We start from the raw sequence: 26,352 nt of genomic DNA on the forward strand, positions 1-26,352 counted from the left end.
CCGACGAGTACTGAGGCAGCATCTATTAATCTTTCTATCTTTTAACAAAATGTCTGTATAGGAGAATGTTCGTATACCTTTAGTTCAAAATAATAAACCGGCAGCAGATCAGAGATCCGCTGCCGGTTTATTTATTTAACTTATTTTTTAATGTGGAGAAATAAAGGATTAATAACGATATATAATGGCACACATTATTATTATAAATGTCGGAAGTCAAAAACATTGTCCCATTAAAATTCGCGGCATTCGCGGCCTTTTGGTTTTATGGATCAAGTTCTTGATCCCATCCCGACTACTTCAGTAACGCGGATAACCAAATTTACAATCGAGAGTCATGGTATTGCACCTTTTTTATGCGGGTATGGAAAGTCTCGAGAATGTTTGGGGAATAGTAATTCATTATGAACAGTAATGGAGCGTAGAGGAATGAAAGTATTATCCATGATTCAACCATGGGCGACTCTGCTTGTCCAAGGCGAGACTCTCTATGAAACAAGATCCTGGAAGACCCGGTATCGCGGACCGTTGGCCATTCATGCAAGCCAGAAAGTCGATAAGAAGGCCTGCAAATATGAACCCATACGTTCTTTACTCGCCAAGAATGGCTATACGGAACAAAACCTCCCTACGGGGGTTATCCTTGCAACTTGCGAGCTTACAAATTGTTATCAAGTTATCGACGCTAATCATACGTCAGCCATTCTGGATTGCGGGAAAGTTGTGACGGGTGAGGACTTCCTGTTAGGTGATTACAGTCCAGGTTATTTTGCGTGGGAAATAGCGAATTTCCGTCTGCTGAAGCCCTATATTCCAGTGAAGGGAAAACTGGGATTATGGGAATATCCGATAGACGAAGAGTTAATGATATGACCTATGTAAACAATTAATTAGGGAGGTTCTGACTTCAATCACTTATTTTCTCCTTATGAAATTAAAGGTTTATAATTCGTCATGCACCGTAAAAGAGATCATCCGGATTTATGCGACGCGCTGGGACATTGAGAACTTCTTCAAGTGCACCAAATCGCTGCTTCACCTGCAAAAAGAGTTTCAAGGCCGTCCTGTGATTTGCTGACCAGCCACACGACGATTGTGTTTTCCCTATACATACTGCCGACGACTATGGCTAATCGACGGCAAGGTTGGGCTTGTTGATACAGCATGTCCGAGGAGAGCAACAATGTGGGGAGACAGGAACAAGATAAAAAAGCCGCATAAATTGCGGCTTTTTTATCTTGTGTTATCAAGTTATTGTCAAAATGAAATGACAAGAACTAACCGCAACAAATCTAGGTAATCATCGTCTAAAATATGGAACTTATTTCTAAAACTCATAGGGGATACGAAAATGTCAAAAAAACCAGTCGGAGCAGCTGCTGTGATTATGGATTCAGAAGGGCGAATTCTTCTAGTAAAACATAACTACGGAAAATACAATTGGGAACTACCAGGGGGGTTATCAGAACTTAATGAATCCGCAGAGGACACTGCAAAGCGAGAAGTGTTTGAAGAAACTGGTCTTGAAGTTACCGTAGGTCGCTTAACTGGCGTGTATTATGAACCCACTCACGATATGCATCATTTTGCATTCATGTGTAAGATTGTCGATAATCAACAACCACAGCCTGATGCTGCGGAGGTAACAGAATGTAAATATTACAACGTAGATGATTTGCCTAGACCGATTAGTGACTTCACTATTGCACGTATACAGGAAGCTTTGAATACTGACAGTAATCAATTATTCCACATCATCGGACCAAGACAGTGGTTTGAATAGTCTAGGAGCCATCATTTACTCTATTCAACTATTAGGAAACGATAGTTTCAAGACAGCACGACGGCAGCTAATCATATGAGCTGCCGTTTTCTCAACTAAAGAGCGGTATAGTTCCATTAAGTGGTATAATATATTTAATAATGTTAGCTCGTAAGGAGCGTCAGAAGTGAACGCGAGACCTGCATCAAGCGGCACAGCCATTAGAAATAGGCTATCCGAAAAGATAAAAATTGTATTTAATAAACTACATTTAACAGGAGAGGTAGAAGTTTATGAATATCTTTATCACAGGTGGGACGGGGTACATAGGAAGCAGCACGGTAAACGTAGCGCTTCGCCAAGGTCATCAAGTTACGGTCTTGACACGAAGCAAGGAAAAGGCAAAAGAGCTTGAAGATACAGGGGTGAGGGCTATTATTGGCGATCTGCTCACAGATGGCGACTGGCAAAGCGCCCTTTCGGAAGCGGACTATGTTATTCATTTGGCGGCCCCTCCAACCTGGGGTAAGAAAGTAACTTTGAAAGTCGCGAACGCCTATCAAAAAGGGCACTATCAAATGACCGTCCGTCTGCTTGACAACATCAATCCGCAGAAGCTAAAGAAGCTCGTATATGTGGCAGGCACCAGCTATTTCGGCGATAGCGGCGACAATGAGCCGGTCACGGAATCATACCGCTCGCAGCCAAAAGGATGGGGACCTTACATCGCTCCTTCCGTCGACGTGCTTTCTGCTTATGTGGATAAAGGCATGCCCGTTGTGATAACTTTCCCGGGACAAGTGTACGGCGCGAAGTCGTGGTTTCCGCAGTTGTTCCTGAAGCCACTCTCTCAAAACAAGCCGGTTACCGGCCTCAAGGGGCATAATCCAATATTTTCTCCTATTCACGTAGAAGACTGCGCCCGAGCTTTCTTGTTCTTGCTGGAGCAGGGCCAGACAGGGGAACGATATTTACTGGTCGACGATCAGCCGATCAGAAGTGCAGACATTACGACGCTCAGCGCCCAGGCGCTCCATAGACAGGATAAAAAACGTTACGTGCCAACTTGGTTATGCCGGATGCTGCTTGGTCCCGTGTTAACCGAATACGCCACGGCGCATACAAATTTCTCGAACAGCAAGCTTAAGGCGTCCGGCTTCACCTATTTGTACCCGACGATACAGTTAGGTATAGAGGATGTCGTAAAGGAATGGAAGGGACTCTCAACATCTAAGGTACGGATCGAATAAAATATGAAATAGAGCAAGGCTGAATTATTCAAACGACGAGGAACAATAGCGTAATAGCCAGGGAGCAGATCGCCGTTGCGGCAACTGCTCCTTCTGTCGTTAAGCAAAAGAATAGGTTAGTGCAGTACCCCCGTTCAAGGTCTGGGCTTCAAGACACGAGAAATTCGTATTCGTAAATCGCTTGAATCCTTTCCAAAACGTTCATCGCCTGGTCTGTAAACTTTAATTCCGCAACCCGCCCTTTCAGCAAAAATACGCCGCTCTCATGATGGTGTTCCCCGAGAGCTCCTTCGTACAGCTTGTTGGCGCCGAGGCTAGGAGGCGAGAAAAATAGCTTCATCAATACTTCAACCAAGAAGGGCAGTCCGGATTGTTTCCCTTTTCTTATCGTATTGTTGCCACCCGGGTCAACGCTGCGGATCCTGATATCGTCCTTAGCGAGCTGCGATGCGATGGCCTCAGTCCATAGCGAAAGAGCTAGCTTTGAGGTCGCGTAAGGTCCAAGCAACTTACGAAAGGTTTTGGGATGCTCTAGGAGTTCGATCGAAAACTCCTTTGTAAATTTTAGAGCTGAAGATGAGGTATTGATTACCGTTTTAAAATGACTAATTTTTAGGAGTTCCTTCAATTCCATCAGAATAATATAAGGAACGACCGTCATCAACTCAAAATGCTTCTCCCGTCCTTGTTTCGAATAGCTCAGCTCGGGAAAGGACCCTCCGGCGTTATTGAATAAAATATCGATCCGCCGTTCCTTGCTTTTGATCTCTTCCAAAGTAAGTTTCAAGCTGGCAAAGTCGGTAAGATCATCTGTTTTATAAATACGAAGCGATCCGTTCTTGACCGCATTGTGGATGCTCATATCGTCGGCAGGAAAGTCAGAACGGTTTACAGCAACCACATGCCAGTTCTCCGACAGTAATTTCCGTGTTAGTTCCAACCCGATCCCGGCGCTTGCGCCTGTAATCAATGCGATATGTTCACGTTGGTACTTGTTCATTGTGCATCTCCTTTTTATATCGGGATATTTGAATCGATAGCGCACATTCTATAACTTGAAGTCGACTCCAAGTCAAGACGAGAAAACAAAGTTTTTCTCCAAGGTTAAGAGGTTTGACTTGGAGCCAGCTTCAAGATGTATAATGTACAAAAATCAATCAATCTTAGGGAGGGAACAGGATGAAGGAGGAGCAATGCTTTACGATAAAACAGACCGCCCAGCAAACCGGAATTACTGAGGATACAATCCGTTATTACGAAAAGATCGCGCTACTGCCTCGCGTAGAGCGGAAGGATAACGGGCACCGCATCTACCGGCAGGAGGACATCAATACGATTCGGCTGATAGCATGCTTGAAAAAAACAGGGATGCCGTTAGAGGAAATTCGGCCTTTTTTGGCGGTCTCAGCCGATACTGATCCCGCGGAATATCCGGAGCTTGTGGAACTCCTAAGAAGTCATCGTGAAAATATTGTCAGCCAGATCACTTCACTGCAGCAAGTTGTTGATTTTATCGACATGAAGTTGGAGGAAGGTAGATATAGAAGGGACTGCTCGAATGAAGGTCTAGACGGCGTACCAGAGAAAATATTGGGGGAACCCAAACCAAAGCCTGTCTCACCCGGTGAGATGAGGTATTTTTCCGTATCGGCCAAAGCGGGCAAGTCGAGGAGAGTTTATTAAGTTAGAGAGAATTAGAATGGAAAATAAGAAAGAGTTTTGAGTTGGACAGTTGAACTATCGAGGAACGATAGCTCAATAAAAACAGTGCAGCAGCCGGTCGATATGACCGGCTGTTACATTTCACAACTAACGGGCAGCTTAAGTATAAGTATTTTTTACGCCCCAAAATTTGGTGTTTAATGGTAAACTAAAGCTATTATCTATAGCTTGGGAGTTCAGGCACAAACTTTATTTTTGAAAGGTGATCACATTGAACCTCAGAAATTTATACGCTAATGAAGAGTATCCTTTGAACCTTTTACTATTAGCAGATCCCTCCCAAAAGCTTGTTGAGGAATATGTTAAAAGAGGAGATTGTTGGGTTGCTGAAGTTGAAAATCAAATAATTGGAGTATATGTACTCCTGCCCACTAGACCAGAGACAGTTGAACTAGTGAATGTGGCTGTCGCAGAAAATCTACATGGCAAAGGTATCGGCAAACAATTGGTACTACATGCAATTCATACATCAAAAATTCAGGGCTACAAAACAATCGAGATTGGCACTGGTAACTCTAGCATAGGACAATTAGCGTTGTATCAAAAATGTGGGTTTAGAATTATCGGTGTTGATATTGATTTCTTTACTCGACATTATCCTGATGATATATACGAAAACGGGATTCAGTGCAGAGATATGATCCGACTTTCTCAAGATCTTATTGAACGTAACAACTTTTAAAAAGCTGATGTTAATAAACTATTATCAATGATACAGCAGGGGCGTAGGCACAATGTGCTTGCGCCCTTTGTCATCATTCAACTTAATATTTAAGTATGGGGGAAGTAAATGAACTCAAAATTAGGTTTTGAAGAGTCGGATCGAATATTAATTATAAATGCAGATGATTTCGGAATTACTGAGGGAACAAACGAAGCAATTCTAGAATTATTCAAACTGGCTGCTATTACTTCAACTTCAATTATGATTCCTTGTCCATCAGCTAGAGCTGTATTAAATAGTGTGGAAATAACCACTATGGAACATGCCGGGATTCATCTCACATTAACAAGTGAAGAGAAACAAGGGTTGAAACCCGTGTACCAGGAGGATACGCTTCACAGCCTAGTAAATTCGGATTTTGAGTTCTTTACAGATATTGCATACATTGAGTCCAATGCTGACCTCAATGAGGTTATGCTTGAATTAGAAGCTCAAATTAACTATGCGATCTCCAGAGGGCTCGATCCAACTCATCTTGACAGTCATGCGGGGAGTATCATGGGCTTGTATACCGGACGTGATTTCTTAGAAGTTGCATTGGATTTGTGTTATAAGTATCAACTGCCTTTAAATTTACCTAGAAGGATAGTGGTACAACCATTTATAAATGAAGTACAAAGGGAGAGGTTTACGCAAGTAATTACTGCGGCGGAAAGACGAGGTATTTTACTCATAGATGATATGATTTCCCTCCCGTACTGTCAAAGCACGAATGCAAACTATGATACAGTGAAGGCACAATTTATAACAACAATTGAAAACCTAAAGCCTGGCATCACTCAATTAACAGTGCACCCCTCAAAAATTACTGAAGAATTAAAGGGAATAACCAGCTGTTATTTGGAGCGTGAAATTGAGTTTCGCTTACTTTGCGACTTAGATATTATGCTGTTGTTTAAAAAAGAAAACATTAAACTCGTTTCATGGAAGGACGTTCGTGACTTACAGCGTTGCAGTTTCTAAACGACATCTTCGTTGAGCTATACGGAGACTTTAGCATAATAAGACAGGGAAACAGTCGTTTACGTTAATGAACCTTTTGTAAGGCCAGTTTTAGCGTACCGCCAAATTGATGAATTAGCCGTGCCCTGCTCTGGATTCCGTTCATATCCTACAAAGAATGACCTATGGAAGACACTTACCTAAGGAGCTGGGGATAATTGAGAATTGCTCTAATCTCGACGAATACGATTCCAGTCCCGCCGAAGGATTACGGGGGCACGCAGCGCGAGGTTCATTATTTAACGGAAGAATTGGTCAAAAGGGGACACACGGTGTTTCTGTTCGCCAAGAAAGGGTCGAGCTCGAACGCGACCCGAACGTTCGAATACGAATCAAACGATCCGAAAGAACAGCTCGACTTCATCATTAAAAACCTCCCGCCCGACGTGGACATCATACATGATCATTACGGCATCGTCGCCAAGGCGAATCCGCCGATTCCCACCATCGGCCAGTCGCATTCAAAAGGAGTAAATAGCAATGTTCAGATTCCGGTCTACGTCAGTAAATTCATCCTGCGCAAATATGGGAAACGAAGAGGCTACGCCGTCCACAACGGCATTCGCATGGACGATTACACGTTCAGGACCACCAAGCAGAACTACATGCTCTTCCTGGGAAGACTGATTGAGAAAAAGGGCGTTCACCTGGCCATCAAGGTAGCCAAGAAAACAGGAAAGAGGCTCTTGATCGCCGGAACGCTGAACGACAAGGAATATTATAACTCCAAAATTAAGCCGCATCTGGGCAAAAAAATCCGCTATGTCGGCATCGTCGGCGGTGACCGCAAACGTCAGCTGCTCGCAAATGCCAGCTTCGTCCTGTTCACCTCGACGTGGGATGAACCTTTTGGACTAGTCCTAGTCGAGTCGATGGCGAGTGGCACGCCCGTGCTTGGCTTCCGGAAAGGCGGCGTCGCCGAGGTGCTTCGGGGCATGCCGCAGCTACTGTGCCGCACGACCTCAGATATGGCGGCGAAGGTCAAGAACCGCAAGAGACTGCCTTCAGCCCGAATGCTCCGGCGTTATGCCAGAACACGCTACTCCGATATCATCTTGACGGACTCGGTTCTGAAGCTGTACCAAAAGGTTCTCGACAACAACTTGTACAAAATCAGGAAGAATACGTTGTGGAACCGGCGAAAGGCCAAGCTTCAAGGACTAAAATAGAGGCGTTGTTGTTATTGATTCGTAAGGGCGAAAATAACGGGACACATTAGACTAAAGTTAGAAGGAATTATTGGGTAATGTTATCAAGTTCTTGTCATCCGACAATTGCATACAAGACATCCATACTTATACTGTCGGATGACAAGAACACAATCTCATTAAAGGCCGCGAAAATCGCGGCTTTTTTGTTATGGGATAATGTTGTTGTCAAATCATAAGAACTTTGTCCCATTCCCGACAGAATTGATTTCCGGTCCCCAGGCTGCAGCTGTTCGCGCGGAATATAAGTTCCTGCCGTCGCTTGCTTATATCGTGCTGCAGGGATCGCTAATACCGTTTACCCTGGTTGCATGCGGTTCAACGATCATGCTGTCGGAGAAAGCGACGGAAAGACTGTGAGCCCATCAATATTGCCGGTGACGTAATCGCCCGACAACACCAATGTATCACATCAGAAAATTCCGATTATTCCCAAGGAGAGCCGCACCCGTTGCTGCTCGTGATGATTAAAGGAATATTCAATGAGAAACTGCACTTGAAGTGGTTTCAAAAATTCTCATCAATTTCTAATCTTGATCTAAACGCATTCTCATGTTGACTTGCTATAGTTGTAAACGTTATAAGACAAACCCAATACAGGAGGTAATAAAATGAAGAAAAAAACATGGATTGTTGCCGCAGCTCTTTTTGCGGTGGTAGCTGCTGGATCGGGGTCTTTGCTGCATTCAACGTATGCGGCTTCGGGTAACAACAAGTCGTCGGTGGAACTAACCCCAATGACAACGAATTCCGACAACACCGCTGTCTCGTCTACTCAAGAGAAGTCCGATGGCGATGGCGAGGTTGCCGACGATCAAGTGAAATCCAGCTCTGTTAAAGCGACCAACCAAGAGAAGTCCGACGGGGACGGCGAGATTGCCGACGACCAAGTGAAATCAAGCTCTGTTAAAGCGACCAACCAAGAGAAGTCCGACGGGGACGGCGAGATTGCCGACGATCAAGGGCAATCCGATAAAGACAGCGCGAATGGCGTAGACCTTCAAGACGATGGAGAAACGAATGAGGATTAATCCAATTCAGGCATAAAAGATCAACGGGCAGGAATCCTATTACAGGGGTTCTTGCCCTTTTGAATATATTCGGAAAGGAATCCGCGATGAGAAAATTGCTCCTTATTGAAGATGAACCGAACTTTGCCCGTTTTGTTGAACTCGAGTTAGAGCATGAGGGCTTCGAAGTCACCGCTGTTCATAACGGGCGGGAGGGATTCTTGTTAGCCAGCGGACAGGAATGGGATTTGATCCTGTTGGATCTTATGCTCCCGGGTCTTAGCGGAATCGAAATTTGCAGACGGCTTCGAAGTCAGAGAAACAAGACCCCGATCATCATGCTCACGGCTCGCAATAGCGTGATGGATCGAGTTTCAGGCCTCGACAGCGGCGCTGACGATTATTTGCCCAAGCCTTTCGAAATCGAAGAATTGCTTGCCCGAATACGGGCGTTGTTTAGAAGAGTGGATCCGTCGGAGGATGAAGAAAACGAAAAGATAGAGTTCCTTGATCTTCAAGTATATGTCGGTTCGCGAACGGTCAAGCGCGATGGAGAGGAGCTGTCGTTCACCAAACGGGAATTCGATCTGTTGGTTGTCCTTCTTCGAAATGCGAACAACGTGCTTAGCAGAGATCAACTGCTCGACCTGGTATGGGGATTTGAGTCCGAAGCGGAGACTAACGTAGTGGATGTTTATGTCCGATATATTCGGCAAAAATTGGGCGGCGGAGATAAATACATTCAGACCGTACGCGGCGTAGGTTACGTCATGAAAGGGTGAGCACATGCCCATCAAGTACAAATTGGCCTTATGGACAACATCGCTGATTCTAATATTGTTTATCGTGTATACCATTGCTCAATACAACGCAGTGACGCAATGGATGTTGAATTCCCAGAAAGACTCGATGAGAAGGACGGCTGCCGAAATCACCGGTTACTTCTCAGAACAAGAGGAACCACTGGATAAGGAAGGATTGGAAGAGAGCAGAGGGTTTCTGCAGCAGTTCGTTCAAAACAATCAGTTGCTCAGGCTGTTAGACCCCGCCGGCAGGGAAGTGATGATTCTCACCCGTGAGCTTCCTTCCGACTGGGTTCCAGTTCAAACGGCGGAAAGCGAATCGATCGTATCCCTTCGCCATGGACAGGACCGATTGATGGTCGTTCGCGCTCCGATCAAAACGACTTCATTCAAAGGCACTTTGGAGTTAGCGGCAAACTTGGAAAACGAAGATGCGATGAAGGATCGATTGAGAGGTCTCATGCTGGAGCTTGGGGCACTTGGGATAATCTTTAGCACGATTGGAGGTTTAGTTGTCGCTTGGCAGTTGCTGAAACCGTTGAACCGCATGGCTTCCGCTATGAATGACATCAAGCGAACAGGGGTGAGCGGACGAGTAAGATATCGAAACAATGGGGATGAAATTTCCCGACTTTCTTCTATCTTCAATGAGATGATGGAGGAGTTGGAACGTTCCTTCAATCGACAGCGCCAATTCATTGAAGATGCTTCGCATGAAATCCGAACACCCATCGCCATCATAGAAGGACATATGAAATTATTAAATCGATGGGGAAAGAATAATCCGGCGATTCAAGAGGAATCCATAGCCGCGGTAATCGAAGAGATCGTACGTTTACGCCAATTAACTAATCAATTATTAGATTTATCTGGCGACCTGCATCATCCTGCAGAGGAAATTTCCGATCCGATCGATCCTTCGAGTGTCGTGATGGAATTGATACAAAACTACCGATTGCTTTATCCGCATTTCACGATCGAAAGCGATTTGAAAGAAGGGATGCGCATTCGAATAGACGAGCATCGGTTACATCAGGTCTTGATCATCCTGTTAGATAACGCCGTTCGGTATTCCAGTCAGAACCCTGTGTTGCGAATAAGCCTTCAAGTGGTTGGAGAAAATATCCATATATCTGTCGAGGATAAAGGAATCGGCATTCATACGAAGGACATACCTTACATTTTTGACCGCTTCTTCCGTGTAGATAAGGGAAGGGGACGGAAGGAAGGAGGAAATGGCCTCGGATTGTCGATCGCGAAAAAAATCACGGAGAAATATGGGGGGGAAATCCGGATCATAAGCGAAATGGGAATCGGAACTACGGTGACCTTGATTTTCCCGCATGCATAACTTTTCGTGGAGTTTTTCAGTGACAAGAACATTGGTCATTTACCGCTGAGATGAATCGTTAATAAGTAGATAATATGAACTTATTAGAATTTTAAGATTTAACGTCTATGATATTGTCGAGCAAAGAGCGAAAGCATTTTCGATATCTTCTATACTAGTACAAGGTGGGTGCGATTTCATGTCGGAACAACCAAACAAACCGAAAATACTGCTTAGCAAGGTACCTGAAGTTACGATTTACTTCTGGATCATCAAAGTCCTATGCACAACGGTCGGGGAAACATTTGCGGATTTTCTCAATTTCAACTTGGGATTCGGTTTAACGAACACAACAATTATAATGGGAATCGCTTTTTTCATTTTATTGTTTCTTCAATTCAGGACAACGAAATATGTACCCGCTATATATTGGCTGACCGTCGTATTAATAAGCGTTTTCGGAACGTTGGTTACAGATAATTTGACGGACGGGATCGGAGTTCCGCTGGAGAAAAGCACGACCGTATTCAGCATACTGCTGGGACTGACTTTCCTGGTTTGGTATTTAAGCGAAAAGACGCTTTCTATTCACTCGATCTACACGAGGAAACGCGAAGTTTATTATTGGCTAACCATTCTATTCACGTTCGCCCTTGGAACAGCTGTCGGCGATCTGTATTCCGAACAACTCGGACTTGGATACTTTAACACAGGTCTCACGGTCGTTATTATCATCGCGATTATGTATTTGGCTTGGAAATGGCTTCGTCTAGACGCGGTATTAGCTTTCTGGGTCGTTTATATTCTGACTCGTCCGCTTGGGGCGTCCTTAGGTGACTACTTGTCCCAAACCAAAGTAAATGGCGGATTAGGCTTAGGTACAACGATAACAAGCGTCATTTTTCTAGTTGCGATTTTGGCTGTCATCATTTTCTTGGCTGTTACCAAAATCGATACAGTTCCGAACAGCGGAACCGCAGAGTCGGAGCAAAGAAAAAGAAACGTCCTCATTCAAACCGTATCCGTACTTTGTGTTTTCTTAGCTGTCGGCATCGGCGGATATGTTCAGTTGAGCAATAAAATCGCATCGCAAATCGATTCTTCCGGATCGTCTTCAACGTCCAATCCGGCTTCACTAGCCGGACAGTTGACGGATTTCGTGAATATAGAAAATGATATGTCGAAAGCCGTGAACGCAAAAGACTTTGCTGCCGCGAAAAAGGGTGCTGACATTTTGGAACATAAATGGGATACGTCGGAGCCAAAGCTTAGAAAAATAGACGGCTCCACATGGACGCAAATCGATGGGACGATCGACGTGGTATTGGCCGCAGTCCGCAATGGAAAACCCGATGCGAATCAATGCAATAACGCCCTTCAAGAGTCGCTGAAGGTATTGAACGAAGCCAACAAAACAGCGGCTTCACAAGCTCCTGCGTCGTCGCAATCTGAGTCTTCTCAAGCCCCGGCATCGTCTTCGGAAGCCGGAACAGCTACGCCGCATGCGAAATTGGCCGGACGATTAACGGATTTTGTAAATATTGAAAACGAGATGTTGAATGCAGTAAACACAAAGGATTTTGCTGCCGCCAAAAAAGGCGCTGACAATTTGGAACATCAGTGGGACAATTCCGAGCCTAAGCTTAGGAAAATCGACGGTTCCACTTGGACAAAGATCGATGGTACGATTGACGTTGTATTGGCTAACGTTCGTAAAGGCAAACCTATTGCCAGCCAATGCATCACTGCGCTTAATGACTCGCTTAATATCATGAGTGTAGTAAATCAATAAAAATAGAGGATAAGAATTTTTTCTGACGGGTAGATATGCTTAGAAGCTTATTTTAGTTTGTCACTATTTTGGGATTCGCGTCTTCTTTTCAATAATCCTGCTTCTCTTAAAATGCTTCGTAATATATTCATCTGATAACTTATTCGCAATTTAAGTGGTAAACCGATTCCAGTTTCTACTGTTATTGCATTGGAATGCAGCAGATGGTAAGCGGCTGAACGTCCCGATCCAGGTAATTCTCGCTGAAGGAGCGAAAAACGTATCGAAGCCTTCTCGATAGATGTATTCAATCGTCGAATCATCCTTTTTGCAGCAGGGATAGCCTTGCTTCTAGGGTTAACGATCAAGGTTTGTCCCAGTGACCTTGGATGGATACCGGATAATCCATTCGCCTCATGCAGATCCACGTACCATACCGGTTGCTGTTCCCTGGCAAGCTCGAATACTGCTCTTGAAAGGGGGTGACTAGCTGATTTGAAATTGTGTTTTGGGAACGTCCGGTTCAGATCGGGAACCCCTCTTATTTTTTTTCTAACCGCAACCTGATTGACTATAGGAATAATTATTAACCTTCCGCTGTGGACATGAATAATATCCCTTTGAAGCAATTCAACTAGTTTTTTTGCTGATAGAAACCCTGCCCGTTCTGTCCCGTGAATACCCGCCGTTACCATAACTGTACTCCCCTGAGAAACTCCATTAACAATATAATATGGCGTCTCGTGCTCGCTGCTCTTGGCCAGTAGCTGTTTTGTGATTTGCATATTTCTCACCCCCAGATAGTTCTAAAATACGTTGTTATCGAAATCGTTGAAACGGACAAATGAATTAATTTGTAACTTCTATTTCAAAAATGTGTATATCAAAAGTCACGATGCCTAGTGTAATAATGGCAACAGGCCACTCCGAGCCGATCACTGTAAAAAACATCATTATCTTCGTTAAAGGGGCATATTCTGTGCTACCGATAAGACTCGTAATCCGAGTATCAAATGAGGCAAATTCGATGCTCGCCAATTAGAACTGCAATGGAGATGAAGCCGCACGTATTGTATTGTACCGGGACACTAGGGACCTTATACAAGCGGTACAACAACAGCCTAACCATATTGTAATCGTTGTGGAAGAAAACCATTCATATAAGGAATTAAGGGCAACTCATCTGCCCCCTATATGAATCAGTTGCTAAAATCCGGTGCGAGCTTGACGAATCATTATGCGACCCGTCATCCAAGCCAGCCGGATTATCTTGATTTGTTCTCAGGATCTTCAGAAGGCGTAAAAAGCGATGGCACCCCCAGAATACATTCAACACCGATAATTTAGAAGCTGAATTAATACGACATGGGTACACCTTTGCCGGTTATTCAGAAGGGCTGCCCAATACCGGATATAATGGGCCGTACAATCTGAAGACAGGATATGCTCGAAAGCATAACCCTTGGGTTAATTTCACGAATGTTCCTGCTTCATTGAATAAGCCCTTTACCGATTTCCCGAGCGATTTCAGCATGCTGCCGACTGTCTCCTTTGTCATTCCAAACCTTGAGATGGGCTCGAATATGCGGGACTGAGCAAGTATTCGAAGAGCTTGCCCGTGTACAAAGCCTAGACTGAATGAAAACCTGACTTCTTATACAAAAACTCCGGCTCTAAAAATTGGCCGGAGTTTTTGCTGTGTTTAACTTTTACTAAAGCGGGACAATACGGGAATGACGCGCAGGATTTGATTATAGAGAGAGATAAATAGCCTGGAAATTGGGTCGATCTGCTTTCTCAAGGCAAATACCGTCAAGGCTATTAAGAATGACAGTACGACAGCTCCTAAAATATCAGCAGGGTAGTGTACGCCCACATAGATACGCGAGATCCCCGTCAAGACGGCAAAAACCAACATGAGTACCCCTGTTTGTCGCTTCATAAACAGTATTACAAATGCAAACGAAAACGCCAATGTCGCATGATCACTCGGGAACGAGGCATCGGCTGCATGCGAGATTAATTGATGCACGGTATGATCGACGAACGGACGAGGATGATTCACGAGCGGCGATATGACCCAAGCAGCCAGTAAGAGAGAGACTGCTGCGGTTAGGCATGCAAAGAATACAGCCCGTTGATTCTCTTTACTTCCGCTGCACCACAGGAAAACGAGTATAGCCAGCATCAGCCACACGATATCTTGCGCAAATATTTCCATGAGATCATCTATCCAATCAAAACGGCCGGCAAAGTTATTGATGATATGGAACAGTTGTTCGTTCAATGATGTTTCCTCCCTTCAAATTTCAACTCGATAATGATATCAAAAATAACTTAAAAATCTCTTAATTTTTGTCCCTAAAAAAGATTCCCATTATGGTATTCACCAAAAGTCAGTGGGATTCTCTTGAACGAGAAGAATATTTTATTGGTTCAGCAGCTATCAAACCGAGCGAAATTAGGTCAAAACGATAGTTATGTTTTTGCAATACCTGCACGTTACAATTTTAAAAACGAAGTATAACCTGGAGTGCCGGTTCTCTATCGTGATAATTATGGAACATGGTTACACACCGGGTTTGCACCTTGATAACGAAGCAGCCGTCTGAAACAAAGAGTTAATTGTTGATCTACAGCATCTATTATGTACTTCTATTAATTTCCGATGTATGATTATGTTGGTAAAAGTTTAATAATGAGGTTAAAATTGGACATCTAAAATTAAAGGTTAGAATTTATCCTGTTTTGTAGGTTCAAAGGAGAGATTCCATGGCAGATTACACGGAGCATTATTTACAAGACTCTAGTCCCTGGCAGACCGGTGTGTCCCCTACGACTGGTTGTTACTTCAACGATCATGCGTACTTATTCTTCATGCAGCGCATCGCGCAGCGAGCCGGTCATGAGACGAGGATTGCCTGCACGAAAGCGCGATCAACCGGATCAGACATCGAAATCATTTGGTCGAACAAACCTGTTATTCCGAATCAGCCAGTCTCGTGGCAGGGGAACGCAGACGTAATGTCGATTGCCGCATGCACGCACGCCGGTGTCATGTATGTCTTTTTCTCGAATCGTGGCGGACAAGTCTCGTTCACATGTACGATCGATGGTGAGAAGTGGACCGAGCCGGTTTACTTAGACAAATTAACGGTTCACGGCGACCGTCAGATTTCGGCTGCGTCCATCGGTGAGCGCATGTTCATCTTCGGCAGCTATCAGCAGGACGGCGAGGATAGGGCAATCGTATCCTGGACAGATGATGGTCATACATGGGGCAGTGAAATTCGCACGGACTGGACGAAAGTCGGCAATATCAGTGTATGTGCGTTCGTTGACGCAGCAGGCGAACCGCGATTGATGTATGCTATGGCTACGAAATATTGGAATGTATGGACAGGCATCTACAGCTACGAATCAGGTGAAACTGGATCTGGTCTGCACGTGACGGACATCGTCGAACACACAGAGTTCCACGGATCGGCTGAGTTCGTAGCCGTCGCCGCGGGTTCCGCCAAAGGCGGAAACCACGGGCAGATTCTGCAGATGATTGTCAATGGCTGGCATGGCCCTACGTGGGTCGGCTGGAAGCCACAACAGAAGAAGGAGTACGGCATAGCGTCTAACACTTGGTACTCTACCAAGACACTCGGCGAGGGCTACACGCGTTACCCGCTGTGGGCGCACTTTGGCGCGTTCACGTACGTACGTGCCGTCTCGGCAACGGAGCTACGCCAGGAAATTTGGTACGTTTACAACTACAACAACGTGCAGTCATCACTCTACGTTGCGCGCTGGGAGTCGGACCAGCTCGTGCGTGATGATTCCTCGACATTACAGCAGCCGGTGAGTCGCGAATTCCGCTCGCTCCTAGGCGTTGTGGAGGGACCGCCGCCCTATGTCCTCAACGGCCAGCCGTTCCGCGATAGCGTGTCGCGCTTCCAGTTCGGCTACACTACGTCTCTTCAGACGTCCGTATCGGCGACGATTAAGATTGGCGTACAACTGAAGATTGGCGGCAAGTTCAAAGATAAAAAGTTTCCGCTCTTTGGCTCATTCCAACTCGGCACTGAACTAACGCGCAAGACGCAGACGGCTAACGAGGTCTCTCAAACGTTCGAGAAGACGATCGCGCCTATTCCGGGCAAGAACGAAACGACGTACATCTACCTCAGGCCCGTTATCACGCGTTATGCTTTCAAGCTGAAAGACTGGTCGGGACAGGAGATCCCTGGCGTCGTCGTTTATACCTTTACCACCTCCGACACCGGCATCGACTTTGACGTGAAAAAGAATCTAAGTTCGTTCCCCGGCAATCCTGATACGAACAATTATCAGACCTGGATTGGTCGCTTCAGCGGCACACCTGAGTACGCCGTCAGCATGGTGAATGTACCAATCGAATGGACGGAGAGCGGAGAGACGAAATACACGCTAAAAACAGCAACGTCCGAGCTTCAATCTCGCGAGGACACAGTAAAAGCCGAGGTGAAAGGCGGCATCGATAATATCTTCGACGTCGGTGGAAATTCATCGTTCTCGTACACGGTAGAGAAGAAGACGACTAAGACGGAGTCGATTGCGCTTTCACTCGCGTTCCCGCGCGGCAAGGGTGAGCCCAACGACATTGTGAAAGTCGGCCTACGCGTGTTCGCCTGGTCACCACGCGAAGGCTTCGTTGACAAATGTTACTGGATTCCTGAGAATGCCCGAGACCAGCGGCCGTGGATTATCGCCTGGTCGATAGATTCGATCGAGACGGAATCGCAAAAGCAGGCCGCGACCCGCAGTTCACCTGAAGAGCTTGTGTAGAGATTCTAAGAAAGTGGACCTATTTTACTATAAGTTAACTTTATTGAACTCTAACGGGTAACGATAGTTGAATTGCCAAACTGATGAAGTTGCCGGCGCACGATTGACAGTATTCACGCTGATATTACTGCGTAATATGATTAGCGGTCTGATTTCCGAATTCTAACGCTCTATAATTCCAACAAGAAAGGGGAGGGATGCATAATTTATGCATCCCTCCCCTTTCTTGTTAATTAACATGGAAAGTCTATTTATATGTAGCACCCTCATACTCAAAGGATAAGATTTACCTGTGTATAGATGTGGAAACGCTAGACTAGAGATAGGGAGCGTATTATTCGCACACTTGAAACGGGCATGCGTGCGTTAGACGAAATGGTAAAAAAATGATAACGATCTAAAAAAGTGAAAGCATAGGGAAATGACATGGAGTAAAGAGATGATAATGAAGTAACAAATTGAAAATATACGATTAGTAAAAAATAACATAGAATTTATAATGTGTTTAGTATTCACACTATATGAGAGGGGTTTTTAAGTGAAGAAAAATCAACCGTCTTCAAAAGCAGTACTTCTTCTGATATCGCTGACGCTTACAACTGGCTTTATTTCAGCATGCAGCTCCAACTCACCCGAGAAACAAACGAATAATCCAGCTCAAAGTCCTGCAAACAACAGTAGTAAGGGCAACAATGAACAGAAGGAAGCGGTTTCCGGAGATGCTGATCCGTTCGGCAAGTATGAAACGCCGCTTACGATTCGCTTTACTCGTGATGTTGACAATGACACCCAAGATAATATCATTCCTAAAACTCCCGGAGAAACGATTGAAAACAATAGATGGCTGAAAGCGTTTTCTGAGAAGCTGGGCATTAATGTTAAGTATGACTGGACAGTTAGCTCCGGCGATGCTTATACCCAAAAAATGAATGTTACTCTAACATCCGGTGACCTGCCAGATATGCTCCGCGTAACGCCAGCGCAAATGAAGCAGCTCGCCGAAGCGGATTTAATCGAGGATTTAACGCCATATTGGGAGCAGTACGCATCGGATGATCTAAAGAAACTTTACGCTGAACAAGGACCTGCAGTGCTTAATTCCGCTGCAGTTAACGGAAAGATTGTGGGGCTTGGTAAGGCTGACGTTTACGGTGATGGGGTTTATTTATGGATCCGCAAGGATTGGTTAGACAAATTACAGCTTCCTGAGCCAACCTCCCTGCAGGATGTGCTGAAAATATCCGAAGCGTTTACAACACAGGATCCAGACGGGAACAAGATAAATGATACGTATGGCTTAGCATTAACAAAAGATTTATACGGCGGCGCAATGGGCTTGGAAGGATTTTTTGCAGGCTACCATGCTTATCCGAATATGTGGATTGATGACGGCTCAGGAAAGTTAGTTTGGGGCAGCACTCTCCCTGAAGTTAAGGAATCATTGAAAGCGCTTTCCGATATGTATAAGGCAGGTCAGCTTGATAAAGAGTTCGGGGTTAAAGACGGTGGCAAAGTAGCCGAGAGTATTGCAGCCGGTAAAATTGGCATTGATTTTGGCGCTCAATGGAATCCCATGTATCCGCTCATCAGCAATTATCAAAATGATCCAAATGCCAACTGGGTAGGTTATGCTCTTGTTTCCGTAGACGGCAAACCGGCCCTTTCTCCGCAAAGATTCCAAGCGGACAGCTATTGGGTAGTAAGAAAGGGATTCTCTAACCCTGAGGCGCTTATCAAAATGTTCAATTTACACGTGGAGCTTAACTGGGGCAAAACAGGAGATTTTGACTACTATTACATGCCGGCGGCCAATGATAGCGTAGGGGTGTGGAAGTATTCCCCGGTTCAGCCGGCGTCAGCATTTAAAAACATTCGAGCCTTCCAAGAAATCGAAAAGGCTAGAAAAAATAATAGCTTTGACAGCTTAACGGGTGAAGCATTAGCTATTTATCGCAATATTAAAGCTTTCGAAGACGGGGATGTTTCGCAATGGGGCTGGCCAAAGATCTACGGAGCAGAAGGCGTTTACAGGCATGGGGTTAATTATATGGATAATGAACGATTCAAGTATGAAGCGTTTGCCGGTCCGCCGACAGAAACGATGGCTGAAAGAAAATCTACATTAGAGGCATTGGAGAAAGAAACATTCGTCAAAATTATTATGGGTGCGGTGCCTTTGGATGATTTCGATAAATTCGTAGACAACTGGTATAAAGTTGGCGGAACAGACATCACGAAAGAAGTCAATGAGTGGTACGCATCAAACAAATAACACGTTATGGAAAGCAAGGAGCATCCTTGCTTTCCATTTTCTTAATCCATAGGAGAAGGTGATTGAGCTGAATTTAAAAAAATTGAAAAGAGAATTGCCGTTAAATCTCATGATCTTGCCGGGGTTTCTATTCGTCATCCTATTTAGCTATGTTCCTATGGCTGGCATTATCATAGCGTTTCAACGCTTTATTCCGGCTAAAAGGCTCTTTGGCGATCAACAATGGGTCGGTTTGAAAAATTTTAAATATGTGATGAGCCTGCCCAATTTCGACAATATTTTGTGGAATACCTTTTATATTGCGTCTTTGAAGGTCATCTTGGGCTTAGTTGTTCCCATCGTGATTGCGTTGCTGTTAAACGAAATGAAGCATGTCCTATTGAAGCGCAGCATTCAAACGGCGATATACCTGCCGCACTTCCTCTCCTGGGTCGTATTGGGCGGCATTTTTATCGACATCCTGTCCCCTACAAATGGACTTATTAATACGTTGATTAATAAGCTTGGCTTTGATTCCATATTCTTTTTGGGTGACAATAAGTGGTTCCCGTATACGATGATACTAACGGATACGTGGAAAGATTTCGGGTACGGAACGATTATTTATCTTGCTGCTTTAACCGGGATTAATCCGAATCTGTACGAGGCGGCTCAAATGGATGGGGCGAATCGTTGGAAGCAGACGATACACATTAGCTTACCCGGCATTCAGATGGTTATCGTATTATTGATGGTCTTGAGCTTAGGGAATCTTCTGAATGCAGGCTTTGACCAAATCTTTAATATGTACAGCCCGATGGTCTATGAGAGTGGAGACATACTCGACACTTTCGTCTATCGGATCGGTTTGTTGGATGCGCAGTTTGGCGTAGCTACGGCAGTCGGTTTGTTTAAATCCGTCATTGCATTGATCCTTGTCTCAACCTCTTATTTTTTTGCTTATAAATTTGCTGATTATCGAATCTTTTAGGAGGTATAGGAATGCGAATCAAAAAAAAACTAGACTGGTTTTTAGTCATTAACAATATCTTTCTCCTTCTGGTCGCTGCGGTTTGCGTGCTTCCGATGATTCATATTTTAGCGATATCCTTATCGTCAAGTGCAATTGCTTCTACCGGTACGGTAACCTTTTGGCCAAAAGAGTTTTCATTAACCTCCTATGAATTTGTTGCTCAGCGTAAAGCATTTTGGGACTCCATGCTTGTATCCCTGCAGCGCATCGCTCTTGGCGGCGCAATTAATGTGGTGTTAGCGACAACGATTGCCTATCCTTTATCCAAGGAAAAGAAAGACTTTAGTTTTCGAGCCTTCTATGCATGGACCTTTTTCATCACGATGATTTTTGGTGCCGGTTTAATCCCAACCTACATGCTGGTCAAGGAATTAGGACTTATCGATACGGTTTGGGCATTAATATTGCCTGGTGCGGTACCTGTATTTAGCGTAATCGTCCTTTTGAATTTCTTTAGGCTAACCCCAAAGGAATTAAGCGAATCCGCATTTATAGACGGAGCAGGCCATTGGAGAACGTTATGGAGCATTTATGTTCCGGTATCCATGCCGGCTATTGCAACGATTTTATTGTTTTCATTGGTTGGTCATTGGAATAGCTGGTTTGATGGGCTCATTTATATGAACAATCCAAGCAATTATCCGCTGCAAAGCTATATGCAAACGGTTGTTGTGCAAAAATCATTTACGACATTAACACCTGAGGAAGCGAAAGTAATGGCTAAAATTTCCGATAAAACGTTAAAGTCCGCACAGATCTTTTTAGGTGCTCTGCCGATCATTTGCGCTTATCCATTTTTACAGAAGTATTTCGTAAAAGGTATGGTTCTAGGCAGTGTTAAAGGCTGATCGCGATCAGCCGTCAAAAGAGGCCGCTAGCGATGAAACAAATAGTCATGTTTTGTGCTATGATTTTTTGTTAATATGTAGGAAAAGAAATAGAAGGAGGGGGTGGCAATTAAATCTAGCATTTTTGTTAGATTAATGGCTACATTTTTAGCCGCAATCTTGGTCATTGTCGCTTTAGGTATTTATATGTACAACTGGAGCTTAAAGACGGTTAAAGATGAAATTTACAAATCAACGACGGCTCAGGTTACCTTTTATTTAGAGGGGCTGGAGGCAGAAATCGATCGAATAAAAATATTGCAATATGATGTTTTAAATGATGAGGATTTAAATAAGCTTGCGATTCGATATACGATTATGGACGATTACGAAAAGATGGAGAGTATGAGAAAGCTGCATCATCGCCTGGTATCCATACAAAATAGCAATGCTTATATTTCAAATGTTAGCGCCCATATTTACCCTATACAAAAGACCATTTCCTCCAAAAAATCAGTGGGCGCTTTGAATAGGGACAAATTTGCAGCATTAAGAATTCCGGAAGGGATGAAGGGCGCTCAATTATTAATGTATAATGGGAACCTTCATCTCAGTACATTTCTATCGGGCAACATGGGGTTAAGCCCTTTGTTTATGATCGAAATCGAACTAAATACGGAAGTATTCCGGGAAGCGTTAAAGCAGTTCGATACTTATCCCGACAGTCGGTCGATTTTGCTGGATCTAACAAACGGGTTAACGATATATAGCGACGAGGATCACATGTTCGACGATGTCGTTCATTCGTTCGCAAGAAATGAAAGCGAATTCAAAATTGGCGAAGTGATTAGTCATGGCGACACGTTCATCATCGCGGAGAAATCCGAATACTTAAATATGGTGCTGTTCCGATTCATACCTAAAGATGCTGTACTAGTTCCGACAAAAGGATTTTACGTGTGGCTATGGGTGTTTACGGGTGTAGTACTCATCCTTGTCACGTTTATCTATGCTTACACCTACCAGTTAATTCAACGTCCGATGAAGGAGCTTGTGAAATCGTTCCGCAGTGTTGAAAAGGGTAATTTCAATGTCAAAGTGGAAGTGAATCACAACAATGAATTTGATTACTTAAACAAGGGCTTTAATTCCATGGTTCAAAACGTCTCGAATCTCATTGATCAAGTGTATAAACACAAAATTCTTGAACAAAAAGCCGAGTTAAAGCATCTTCAATCTCAAATCAGCCCCCACTTCTTATACAATAGCTTTTTCTTAATGAACATGATGGCGAAAGTAAAGGATGAGAATTTGATTCCTTTCACCAAGCTTTTAGGGGAGTATTTTCAGTTTATTACGAAAAATGATTCCGACTTTATTTCTTTGTATGAGGAAATTGAGCATGCAAGAACCTATGCCGATATTCAGTTAATGCGTTATCCAAGCAAGCTGACGATAGAATTTGAAGACTGTCCGCCTTCCTTTAAGGAAATCAGCGTCCCTAGATTAATCGTGCAGCCAATTATCGAAAATGCTTTTAAATATGCGGTAGAGCATTCAAAAGGTCCCGTCACCATTCGGGTTTATTTCCAAACGACAGATGATAAGCTATCGATTTTTGTCGAGGATAATGGAAAGCAATTAACCGATGAAAAATTGCTGGATCTAGAAAAACAATTCATGGAAGCACACAGCAGCGAATCGTCTGGGCTAAACAATATTCATCGAAGATTGCAACTGATCTATGGTGAGGAGTATGGGCTGCAGGTAGCAAGAAGTGAGCTGGGCGGATTATTAGTCAGATTGCAAATTCATGCTAAGCTGAGGGAGTAGCCATGTTAAGACTTTTGATTGTAGATAACGAGGAAATTATAGTTAATCATTTATTTGAGGTATTTAGAGGGATGGACCACTTATCGCTTGACGTGTATAAGGCATATAGCGGTGAAGAAGCGATAGAGTGGCTGCATCGCACCCGTATGGATATTGTGTTAACGGATATCGATATGCCGAATATTAACGGGCTGCAACTGATGGATGAAATATTTAAGCAGTGGCCGCAATGCAAAATCATCTTTTTAACGGGTCACAGCGAGTTTAGCTATATCTATAAAGCGATCCAGCATCCCGATGTAAGCTATATTCTGAAACTGGAGGATATCGATAAGATCATACAAGTTGTTGAGGAGACGGTGTTCAAAATCCGTAAGGAAATCAAAACCGGTGATCTCATCAGAGAAGCCAAAGAAAAAATTCACATCGCATTGGAACTGTTTCAGGAAGGTTATCTGCTTAACTTATTAAAGGGGAGCTCCATGGTAAAGGCAACGAAGGAGCAATTTGACCAGCTTTCTCTGCCCATTACGGATGAAGCCCCGGTTATCCTTGTTGTAGGTAAATTAGATGATCTATCACTCCAAGACGATAACTATTTAGAGAAAATACAGCAAATTTACTCTGTTCGACAAATGATAAAGCGGTATCTTACCTCTAATTTGAAATGCGTCATCATTTTAGACGATCATTTTAGATTTACGATCCTTATACAACCGAAGGAAAACGTAAACCCGGCTACGGAGGATTATGTCCATACTTTACACTACATCAAGGGAATGCTTGAGTCCGTCCAGCAAAGCTGCCAGGATAAGCTCAATCATTCTATTAGCTTTACCGTTGGCAGTAAACCGACGACATGGAATGATATCTCGCAGCAATATCATGCCTTGCATTCCCTTTTGAATTACCGAATTGGAACAGAGAATACGGTATTGTTAGTAGATGATGAAGTGCCCTCGACTGCTGCAGCGGAGAATAAAGCGGAATGCTCTAACGATGAGGAATTTGAAGCAGAGCAAAAATTACTGTCACTTACAACTACGAATTTGTTTACTTTCATAGAGCAATATTTAGAATCAGGGCTGAAGGATAAGTATTTTGAAGAGCTGGAGCAAATTTTGCTGCCTTTAAGCTTGATAAAAAATAAAAATAATCTAGTTGCCCAGCAAGTGTATTGCTCTATTTCAATGTGCTTATTGTCTTATATGAATCGTTGGGGATTGCGTGACAAGGTTATCAGCAAAATAGGTGAAATCCGGTTTGTTAATACGGTTAGTTTTTGTAGTTGGGGCGATGCAGTCACTTATATAAGAAAGCTTTCCGTATGCGTTTTTGAACTTCAAAAGCTAGAGCAAAAAAGAAGGGCTGATAATGTAATCTCGTTTATTCAAAATTTTATAGTTTCACATCTCGGTGAGGATTTGTCTCTTGTTCGATTATCCGAGCAAGTGTATTTAAACCCCTCTTATTTATCAAGAATATTTAAGCAAGAAACGAAAAAAAATTTAACGGAATTCATTGATGCAGCTAGAATTCAAAGAGCCAAAGAATTGTTAGTGAATGAAAACATTAAAATACATGAGATTGCCAGACAAGTAGGTTATGAATCAGCGACCTCCTTTACAAGGTTCTTCAAAAGCTCAACAGGCTGCTCACCGCAAGAATATAGAGATTCATACGTGATGAGGGTTAAGTGAGCGAATCCGCCATATCCGCGCTCCGTTATTGCCGCGTCACGGATTTTAGTGAGGAATATCACAAAATGGTAACGGAGAAAGCCCTGGAACCTGTCAATCATTTATGGAATGGAAATCAGGTGACTTATTTATTGAAGAAGGGCATGATAGCGTGGAAACTATCTTAAATAAATGATTAATAAATACTCAGTTCATTTCAGTGAATTCCCGAAGTAACTCATTGAACTTGTCGCGCTCTTCGTAGAACGAACCGTGGCCGCTGTACATGAACGGCACGAGCCGTGAACCTAGGACAGGATAGATTGAATTAATCTATATACAAGACGATCGCATCATCATTCGGTGCATCGAATAAAAATAGAAGATGACAGTGATTATAAATATTTTGAGTTGTGGTGGAGAGAATCGTCAAACAAAAGTAGTAGACAGAACCAAGAAAAAATAGGTAAAATTAATATTACAGAACATCGTTCTATAATATCAAACTCGAAGGAAGAAAGTACTCATGCCAATCATCCAGTCGCTCGATCGGGCCCTGTCCATACTGGACCTGTTCGACGAGCGAAACAGAGAGCTGAAAATCACCGAGATCAGCGCAAAAATGCAGCTTCACAAGAGCACCGTTCATTCCCTGCTCAAGACTCTTCAACTGCACCGGTATATCGAGCAGGACGCAGAGTCGGGCAAATATCGGCTGGGCATGCGTCTGCTTGAGAAGGGGCAGCTGCTGCTTCAGGGCTTCGACATCCGTGAGATTGCGCGCCCCCATCTGATAAAGCTGTCGCAGGAAACGGGGCAAACCGCGCATCTTGTCGTCCTGGACGGCTCGGAAGGCGTATATATCGACAAGGTGGAAGGGGCGAAAGCCGCCATCCGTTATTCCCGAATCGGCAGACGCGTCCCGCTTCACAGCAGTGCGGTCGGCAAAGTACTTGCTGCCTATTTGCCTGAGCCCGAACTAGATCGTATCCTTGCCAATTATCACTACCATGTCCAGACATCGCATACGATTACGAACGAAGCCGATTTGCGCGCCGAGCTTGAGCTCGTGCGCTACAAGGGAGTTGCATACGACCGCGAGGAGAACGAGCAGGGAGTGCGCTGCACAGCCGCCCCGGTATACGACCACAGCGGTCAAGTATCCGCGGCCGTCAGCATCTCCACCATGGTGTCCACTGTAAACGATGAGGAATTCGCCGGGTTCTCCGCGCTTGTCGTTCGGACGGCGGACAGTATTTCCAAATCGCTTGGCCGATTGTAAGACCGCGTTCTCAAGCACATGCCGTATGGCATGTGCGGATTTTCGACCTA

General features: G+C 44.1%; 23 protein-coding genes and 1 pseudogene. 21 read left to right on the forward strand and 3 right to left on the reverse strand.

Translation table 11 applies throughout. The annotated features are described in order from the left end of the window. Window positions 1-429: 429 nt before the first annotated feature. The 4 genes and pseudogenes from WFK81_RS07555 (at window position 430) to WFK81_RS07570 (ending at window position 3,012) form a co-directional block, all read left to right on the forward strand. Window positions 430-873, forward strand: a complete 444-nt coding sequence (locus WFK81_RS07555; RefSeq protein ID WP_336785840.1) for an ASCH domain-containing protein — start codon at window positions 430-432, stop codon at window positions 871-873. 91 nt (window positions 874-964) lie between these two features. Next, a pseudogene (locus tag WFK81_RS07560) lies at window positions 965-1,116 on the forward strand (IS4 family transposase); the annotation flags it as partial. Between the two features lie 235 nt (window positions 1,117-1,351). Further along, a complete protein-coding gene (locus tag WFK81_RS07565) occupies window positions 1,352-1,783 on the forward strand; it encodes an NUDIX hydrolase (RefSeq protein ID WP_336785841.1) in 432 nt (143 codons plus the stop codon). Window positions 1,784-2,055: 272 nt separating this feature from the next. Then, entirely contained in the window at window positions 2,056-3,012 is a 957-nt protein-coding gene (locus WFK81_RS07570; protein ID WP_336785842.1) for an NAD-dependent epimerase/dehydratase family protein, read from the forward strand. Between the two features lie 148 nt (window positions 3,013-3,160). Here the strand turns inward: WFK81_RS07570 and WFK81_RS07575 are convergent, their stop codons facing one another. After that, a complete protein-coding gene (locus tag WFK81_RS07575) occupies window positions 3,161-4,012 on the reverse strand; it encodes an SDR family NAD(P)-dependent oxidoreductase (RefSeq protein ID WP_336785843.1) in 852 nt (283 codons plus the stop codon). Between the two features lie 179 nt (window positions 4,013-4,191). On the opposite strand from WFK81_RS07575, the gene WFK81_RS07580 reads away from it, so the two are divergent. From WFK81_RS07580 to WFK81_RS07620, 9 genes are all read left to right on the forward strand, one after another. After that, window positions 4,192-4,695, forward strand: a complete 504-nt coding sequence (locus tag WFK81_RS07580) for a MerR family transcriptional regulator (RefSeq protein ID WP_336785844.1) — start codon at window positions 4,192-4,194, stop codon at window positions 4,693-4,695. Window positions 4,696-4,945: 250 nt separating this feature from the next. After that, window positions 4,946-5,416, forward strand: a complete 471-nt coding sequence (locus WFK81_RS07585; protein WP_336786440.1) for a GNAT family N-acetyltransferase — start codon at window positions 4,946-4,948, stop codon at window positions 5,414-5,416. A 108-nt stretch (window positions 5,417-5,524) separates the two neighbouring features. Further along, window positions 5,525-6,421: a polysaccharide deacetylase family protein gene (locus WFK81_RS07590; protein WP_336785845.1), complete on the forward strand. Its 897-nt coding sequence runs from the start codon at window positions 5,525-5,527 to the stop codon at window positions 6,419-6,421. A 197-nt stretch (window positions 6,422-6,618) separates the two neighbouring features. Continuing rightward, complete coding sequence (locus WFK81_RS07595; RefSeq protein ID WP_336785846.1) at window positions 6,619-7,629, forward strand: glycosyltransferase; 1,011 nt, start codon at window positions 6,619-6,621, stop codon at window positions 7,627-7,629. Between the two features lie 204 nt (window positions 7,630-7,833). Continuing rightward, window positions 7,834-8,028 (forward strand): hypothetical protein, encoded by a 195-nt coding sequence (locus WFK81_RS07600; protein ID WP_336785847.1) that lies wholly within the window; start codon window positions 7,834-7,836, stop codon window positions 8,026-8,028. A 251-nt stretch (window positions 8,029-8,279) separates the two neighbouring features. Beyond that, window positions 8,280-8,699 (forward strand): hypothetical protein, encoded by a 420-nt coding sequence (locus WFK81_RS07605; protein ID WP_336785848.1) that lies wholly within the window; start codon window positions 8,280-8,282, stop codon window positions 8,697-8,699. 86 nt (window positions 8,700-8,785) lie between these two features. Next, the gene (locus tag WFK81_RS07610) at window positions 8,786-9,460 is read left to right on the forward strand and encodes a response regulator transcription factor (protein ID WP_336785849.1); all 675 of its coding nucleotides are present in this window, start codon (window positions 8,786-8,788) and stop codon (window positions 9,458-9,460) included. A gap of 4 nt (window positions 9,461-9,464) precedes the next feature. Then, the gene (locus WFK81_RS07615) at window positions 9,465-10,832 is read left to right on the forward strand and encodes a sensor histidine kinase (RefSeq protein ID WP_336785850.1); all 1,368 of its coding nucleotides are present in this window, start codon (window positions 9,465-9,467) and stop codon (window positions 10,830-10,832) included. Between the two features lie 178 nt (window positions 10,833-11,010). Beyond that, entirely contained in the window at window positions 11,011-12,603 is a 1,593-nt protein-coding gene (locus tag WFK81_RS07620; RefSeq protein WP_336785851.1) for a COG4705 family protein, read from the forward strand. 47 nt (window positions 12,604-12,650) lie between these two features. Here the strand turns inward: WFK81_RS07620 and WFK81_RS07625 are convergent, their stop codons facing one another. Beyond that, on the reverse strand, window positions 12,651-13,367 hold the full coding sequence (locus tag WFK81_RS07625; protein ID WP_336785852.1) for a succinylglutamate desuccinylase/aspartoacylase domain-containing protein: 717 nt from the start codon (window positions 13,365-13,367) through the stop codon (window positions 12,651-12,653). 573 nt (window positions 13,368-13,940) lie between these two features. Between WFK81_RS07625 and WFK81_RS07630 the strand changes: the two genes are divergently transcribed. Beyond that, the gene (locus WFK81_RS07630; protein WP_336786441.1) at window positions 13,941-14,177 is read left to right on the forward strand and encodes an alkaline phosphatase family protein; all 237 of its coding nucleotides are present in this window, start codon (window positions 13,941-13,943) and stop codon (window positions 14,175-14,177) included. Window positions 14,178-14,284: 107 nt separating this feature from the next. Here the strand turns inward: WFK81_RS07630 and WFK81_RS07635 are convergent, their stop codons facing one another. Then, window positions 14,285-14,869, reverse strand: coding sequence for an undecaprenyl-diphosphatase (locus WFK81_RS07635; protein WP_336785853.1), 585 nt, complete (start codon window positions 14,867-14,869; stop codon window positions 14,285-14,287). 485 nt (window positions 14,870-15,354) lie between these two features. On the opposite strand from WFK81_RS07635, the gene WFK81_RS07640 reads away from it, so the two are divergent. The 7 genes from WFK81_RS07640 (at window position 15,355) to WFK81_RS07670 (ending at window position 26,302) form a co-directional block, all read left to right on the forward strand. Continuing rightward, window positions 15,355-17,397 (forward strand): hypothetical protein, encoded by a 2,043-nt coding sequence (locus WFK81_RS07640; protein WP_336785854.1) that lies wholly within the window; start codon window positions 15,355-15,357, stop codon window positions 17,395-17,397. 538 nt (window positions 17,398-17,935) lie between these two features. Continuing rightward, on the forward strand, window positions 17,936-19,669 hold the full coding sequence (locus WFK81_RS07645; RefSeq protein WP_336785855.1) for an extracellular solute-binding protein: 1,734 nt from the start codon (window positions 17,936-17,938) through the stop codon (window positions 19,667-19,669). Window positions 19,670-19,778: 109 nt separating this feature from the next. Continuing rightward, on the forward strand, window positions 19,779-20,639 hold the full coding sequence (locus WFK81_RS07650) for an ABC transporter permease (RefSeq protein ID WP_201003924.1): 861 nt from the start codon (window positions 19,779-19,781) through the stop codon (window positions 20,637-20,639). 11 nt (window positions 20,640-20,650) lie between these two features. Beyond that, complete coding sequence (locus WFK81_RS07655; protein WP_201003926.1) at window positions 20,651-21,529, forward strand: carbohydrate ABC transporter permease; 879 nt, start codon at window positions 20,651-20,653, stop codon at window positions 21,527-21,529. Window positions 21,530-21,664: 135 nt separating this feature from the next. After that, window positions 21,665-23,341 (forward strand): sensor histidine kinase, encoded by a 1,677-nt coding sequence (locus tag WFK81_RS07660; protein WP_336785856.1) that lies wholly within the window; start codon window positions 21,665-21,667, stop codon window positions 23,339-23,341. 2 nt (window positions 23,342-23,343) lie between these two features. Further along, a complete protein-coding gene (locus tag WFK81_RS07665) occupies window positions 23,344-25,041 on the forward strand; it encodes a response regulator transcription factor (protein ID WP_336785857.1) in 1,698 nt (565 codons plus the stop codon). Window positions 25,042-25,546: 505 nt separating this feature from the next. After that, window positions 25,547-26,302, forward strand: a complete 756-nt coding sequence (locus WFK81_RS07670; RefSeq protein WP_336785858.1) for an IclR family transcriptional regulator — start codon at window positions 25,547-25,549, stop codon at window positions 26,300-26,302. Window positions 26,303-26,352 lie beyond the last annotated feature (50 nt).

Source organism: Paenibacillus sp. MMO-177, from assembly GCF_037147795.1.
In the GTDB taxonomy this organism is placed as follows: Bacteria; Bacillota; Bacilli; order Paenibacillales; family Paenibacillaceae; genus Pristimantibacillus.

Bases quoted from the DNA above. Each gene is read 5' to 3' on its own strand.
- WFK81_RS07575 (WP_336785843.1), bottom strand. From the start codon at position 4,012: ATGAACAAGTACCAACGTGAACATATCGCATTGATTACAGGCGCAAGC.
- WFK81_RS07610 (WP_336785849.1), top strand. From the start codon at position 8,786: ATGAGAAAATTGCTCCTTATTGAAGATGAACCGAACTTTGCCCGTTTT.
- WFK81_RS07580 (WP_336785844.1), top strand. From the start codon at position 4,192: ATGAAGGAGGAGCAATGCTTTACGATAAAACAGACCGCCCAGCAAACC.
- WFK81_RS07565 (WP_336785841.1), top strand. From the start codon at position 1,352: ATGTCAAAAAAACCAGTCGGAGCAGCTGCTGTGATTATGGATTCAGAA.
- WFK81_RS07655 (WP_201003926.1), top strand. From the start codon at position 20,651: ATGCGAATCAAAAAAAAACTAGACTGGTTTTTAGTCATTAACAATATC.
- WFK81_RS07640 (WP_336785854.1), top strand. From the start codon at position 15,355: ATGGCAGATTACACGGAGCATTATTTACAAGACTCTAGTCCCTGGCAG.
- WFK81_RS07555 (WP_336785840.1), top strand. From the start codon at position 430: ATGAAAGTATTATCCATGATTCAACCATGGGCGACTCTGCTTGTCCAA.
- WFK81_RS07570 (WP_336785842.1), top strand. From the start codon at position 2,056: ATGAATATCTTTATCACAGGTGGGACGGGGTACATAGGAAGCAGCACG.
- WFK81_RS07620 (WP_336785851.1), top strand. From the start codon at position 11,011: ATGTCGGAACAACCAAACAAACCGAAAATACTGCTTAGCAAGGTACCT.
- WFK81_RS07665 (WP_336785857.1), top strand. From the start codon at position 23,344: ATGTTAAGACTTTTGATTGTAGATAACGAGGAAATTATAGTTAATCAT.
- WFK81_RS07615 (WP_336785850.1), top strand. From the start codon at position 9,465: ATGCCCATCAAGTACAAATTGGCCTTATGGACAACATCGCTGATTCTA.
- WFK81_RS07650 (WP_201003924.1), top strand. From the start codon at position 19,779: ATGATCTTGCCGGGGTTTCTATTCGTCATCCTATTTAGCTATGTTCCT.
- WFK81_RS07625 (WP_336785852.1), bottom strand. From the start codon at position 13,367: ATGCAAATCACAAAACAGCTACTGGCCAAGAGCAGCGAGCACGAGACG.
- WFK81_RS07590 (WP_336785845.1), top strand. From the start codon at position 5,525: ATGAACTCAAAATTAGGTTTTGAAGAGTCGGATCGAATATTAATTATA.
- WFK81_RS07605 (WP_336785848.1), top strand. From the start codon at position 8,280: ATGAAGAAAAAAACATGGATTGTTGCCGCAGCTCTTTTTGCGGTGGTA.
- WFK81_RS07660 (WP_336785856.1), top strand. From the start codon at position 21,665: ATGGCTACATTTTTAGCCGCAATCTTGGTCATTGTCGCTTTAGGTATT.
- WFK81_RS07670 (WP_336785858.1), top strand. From the start codon at position 25,547: ATGCCAATCATCCAGTCGCTCGATCGGGCCCTGTCCATACTGGACCTG.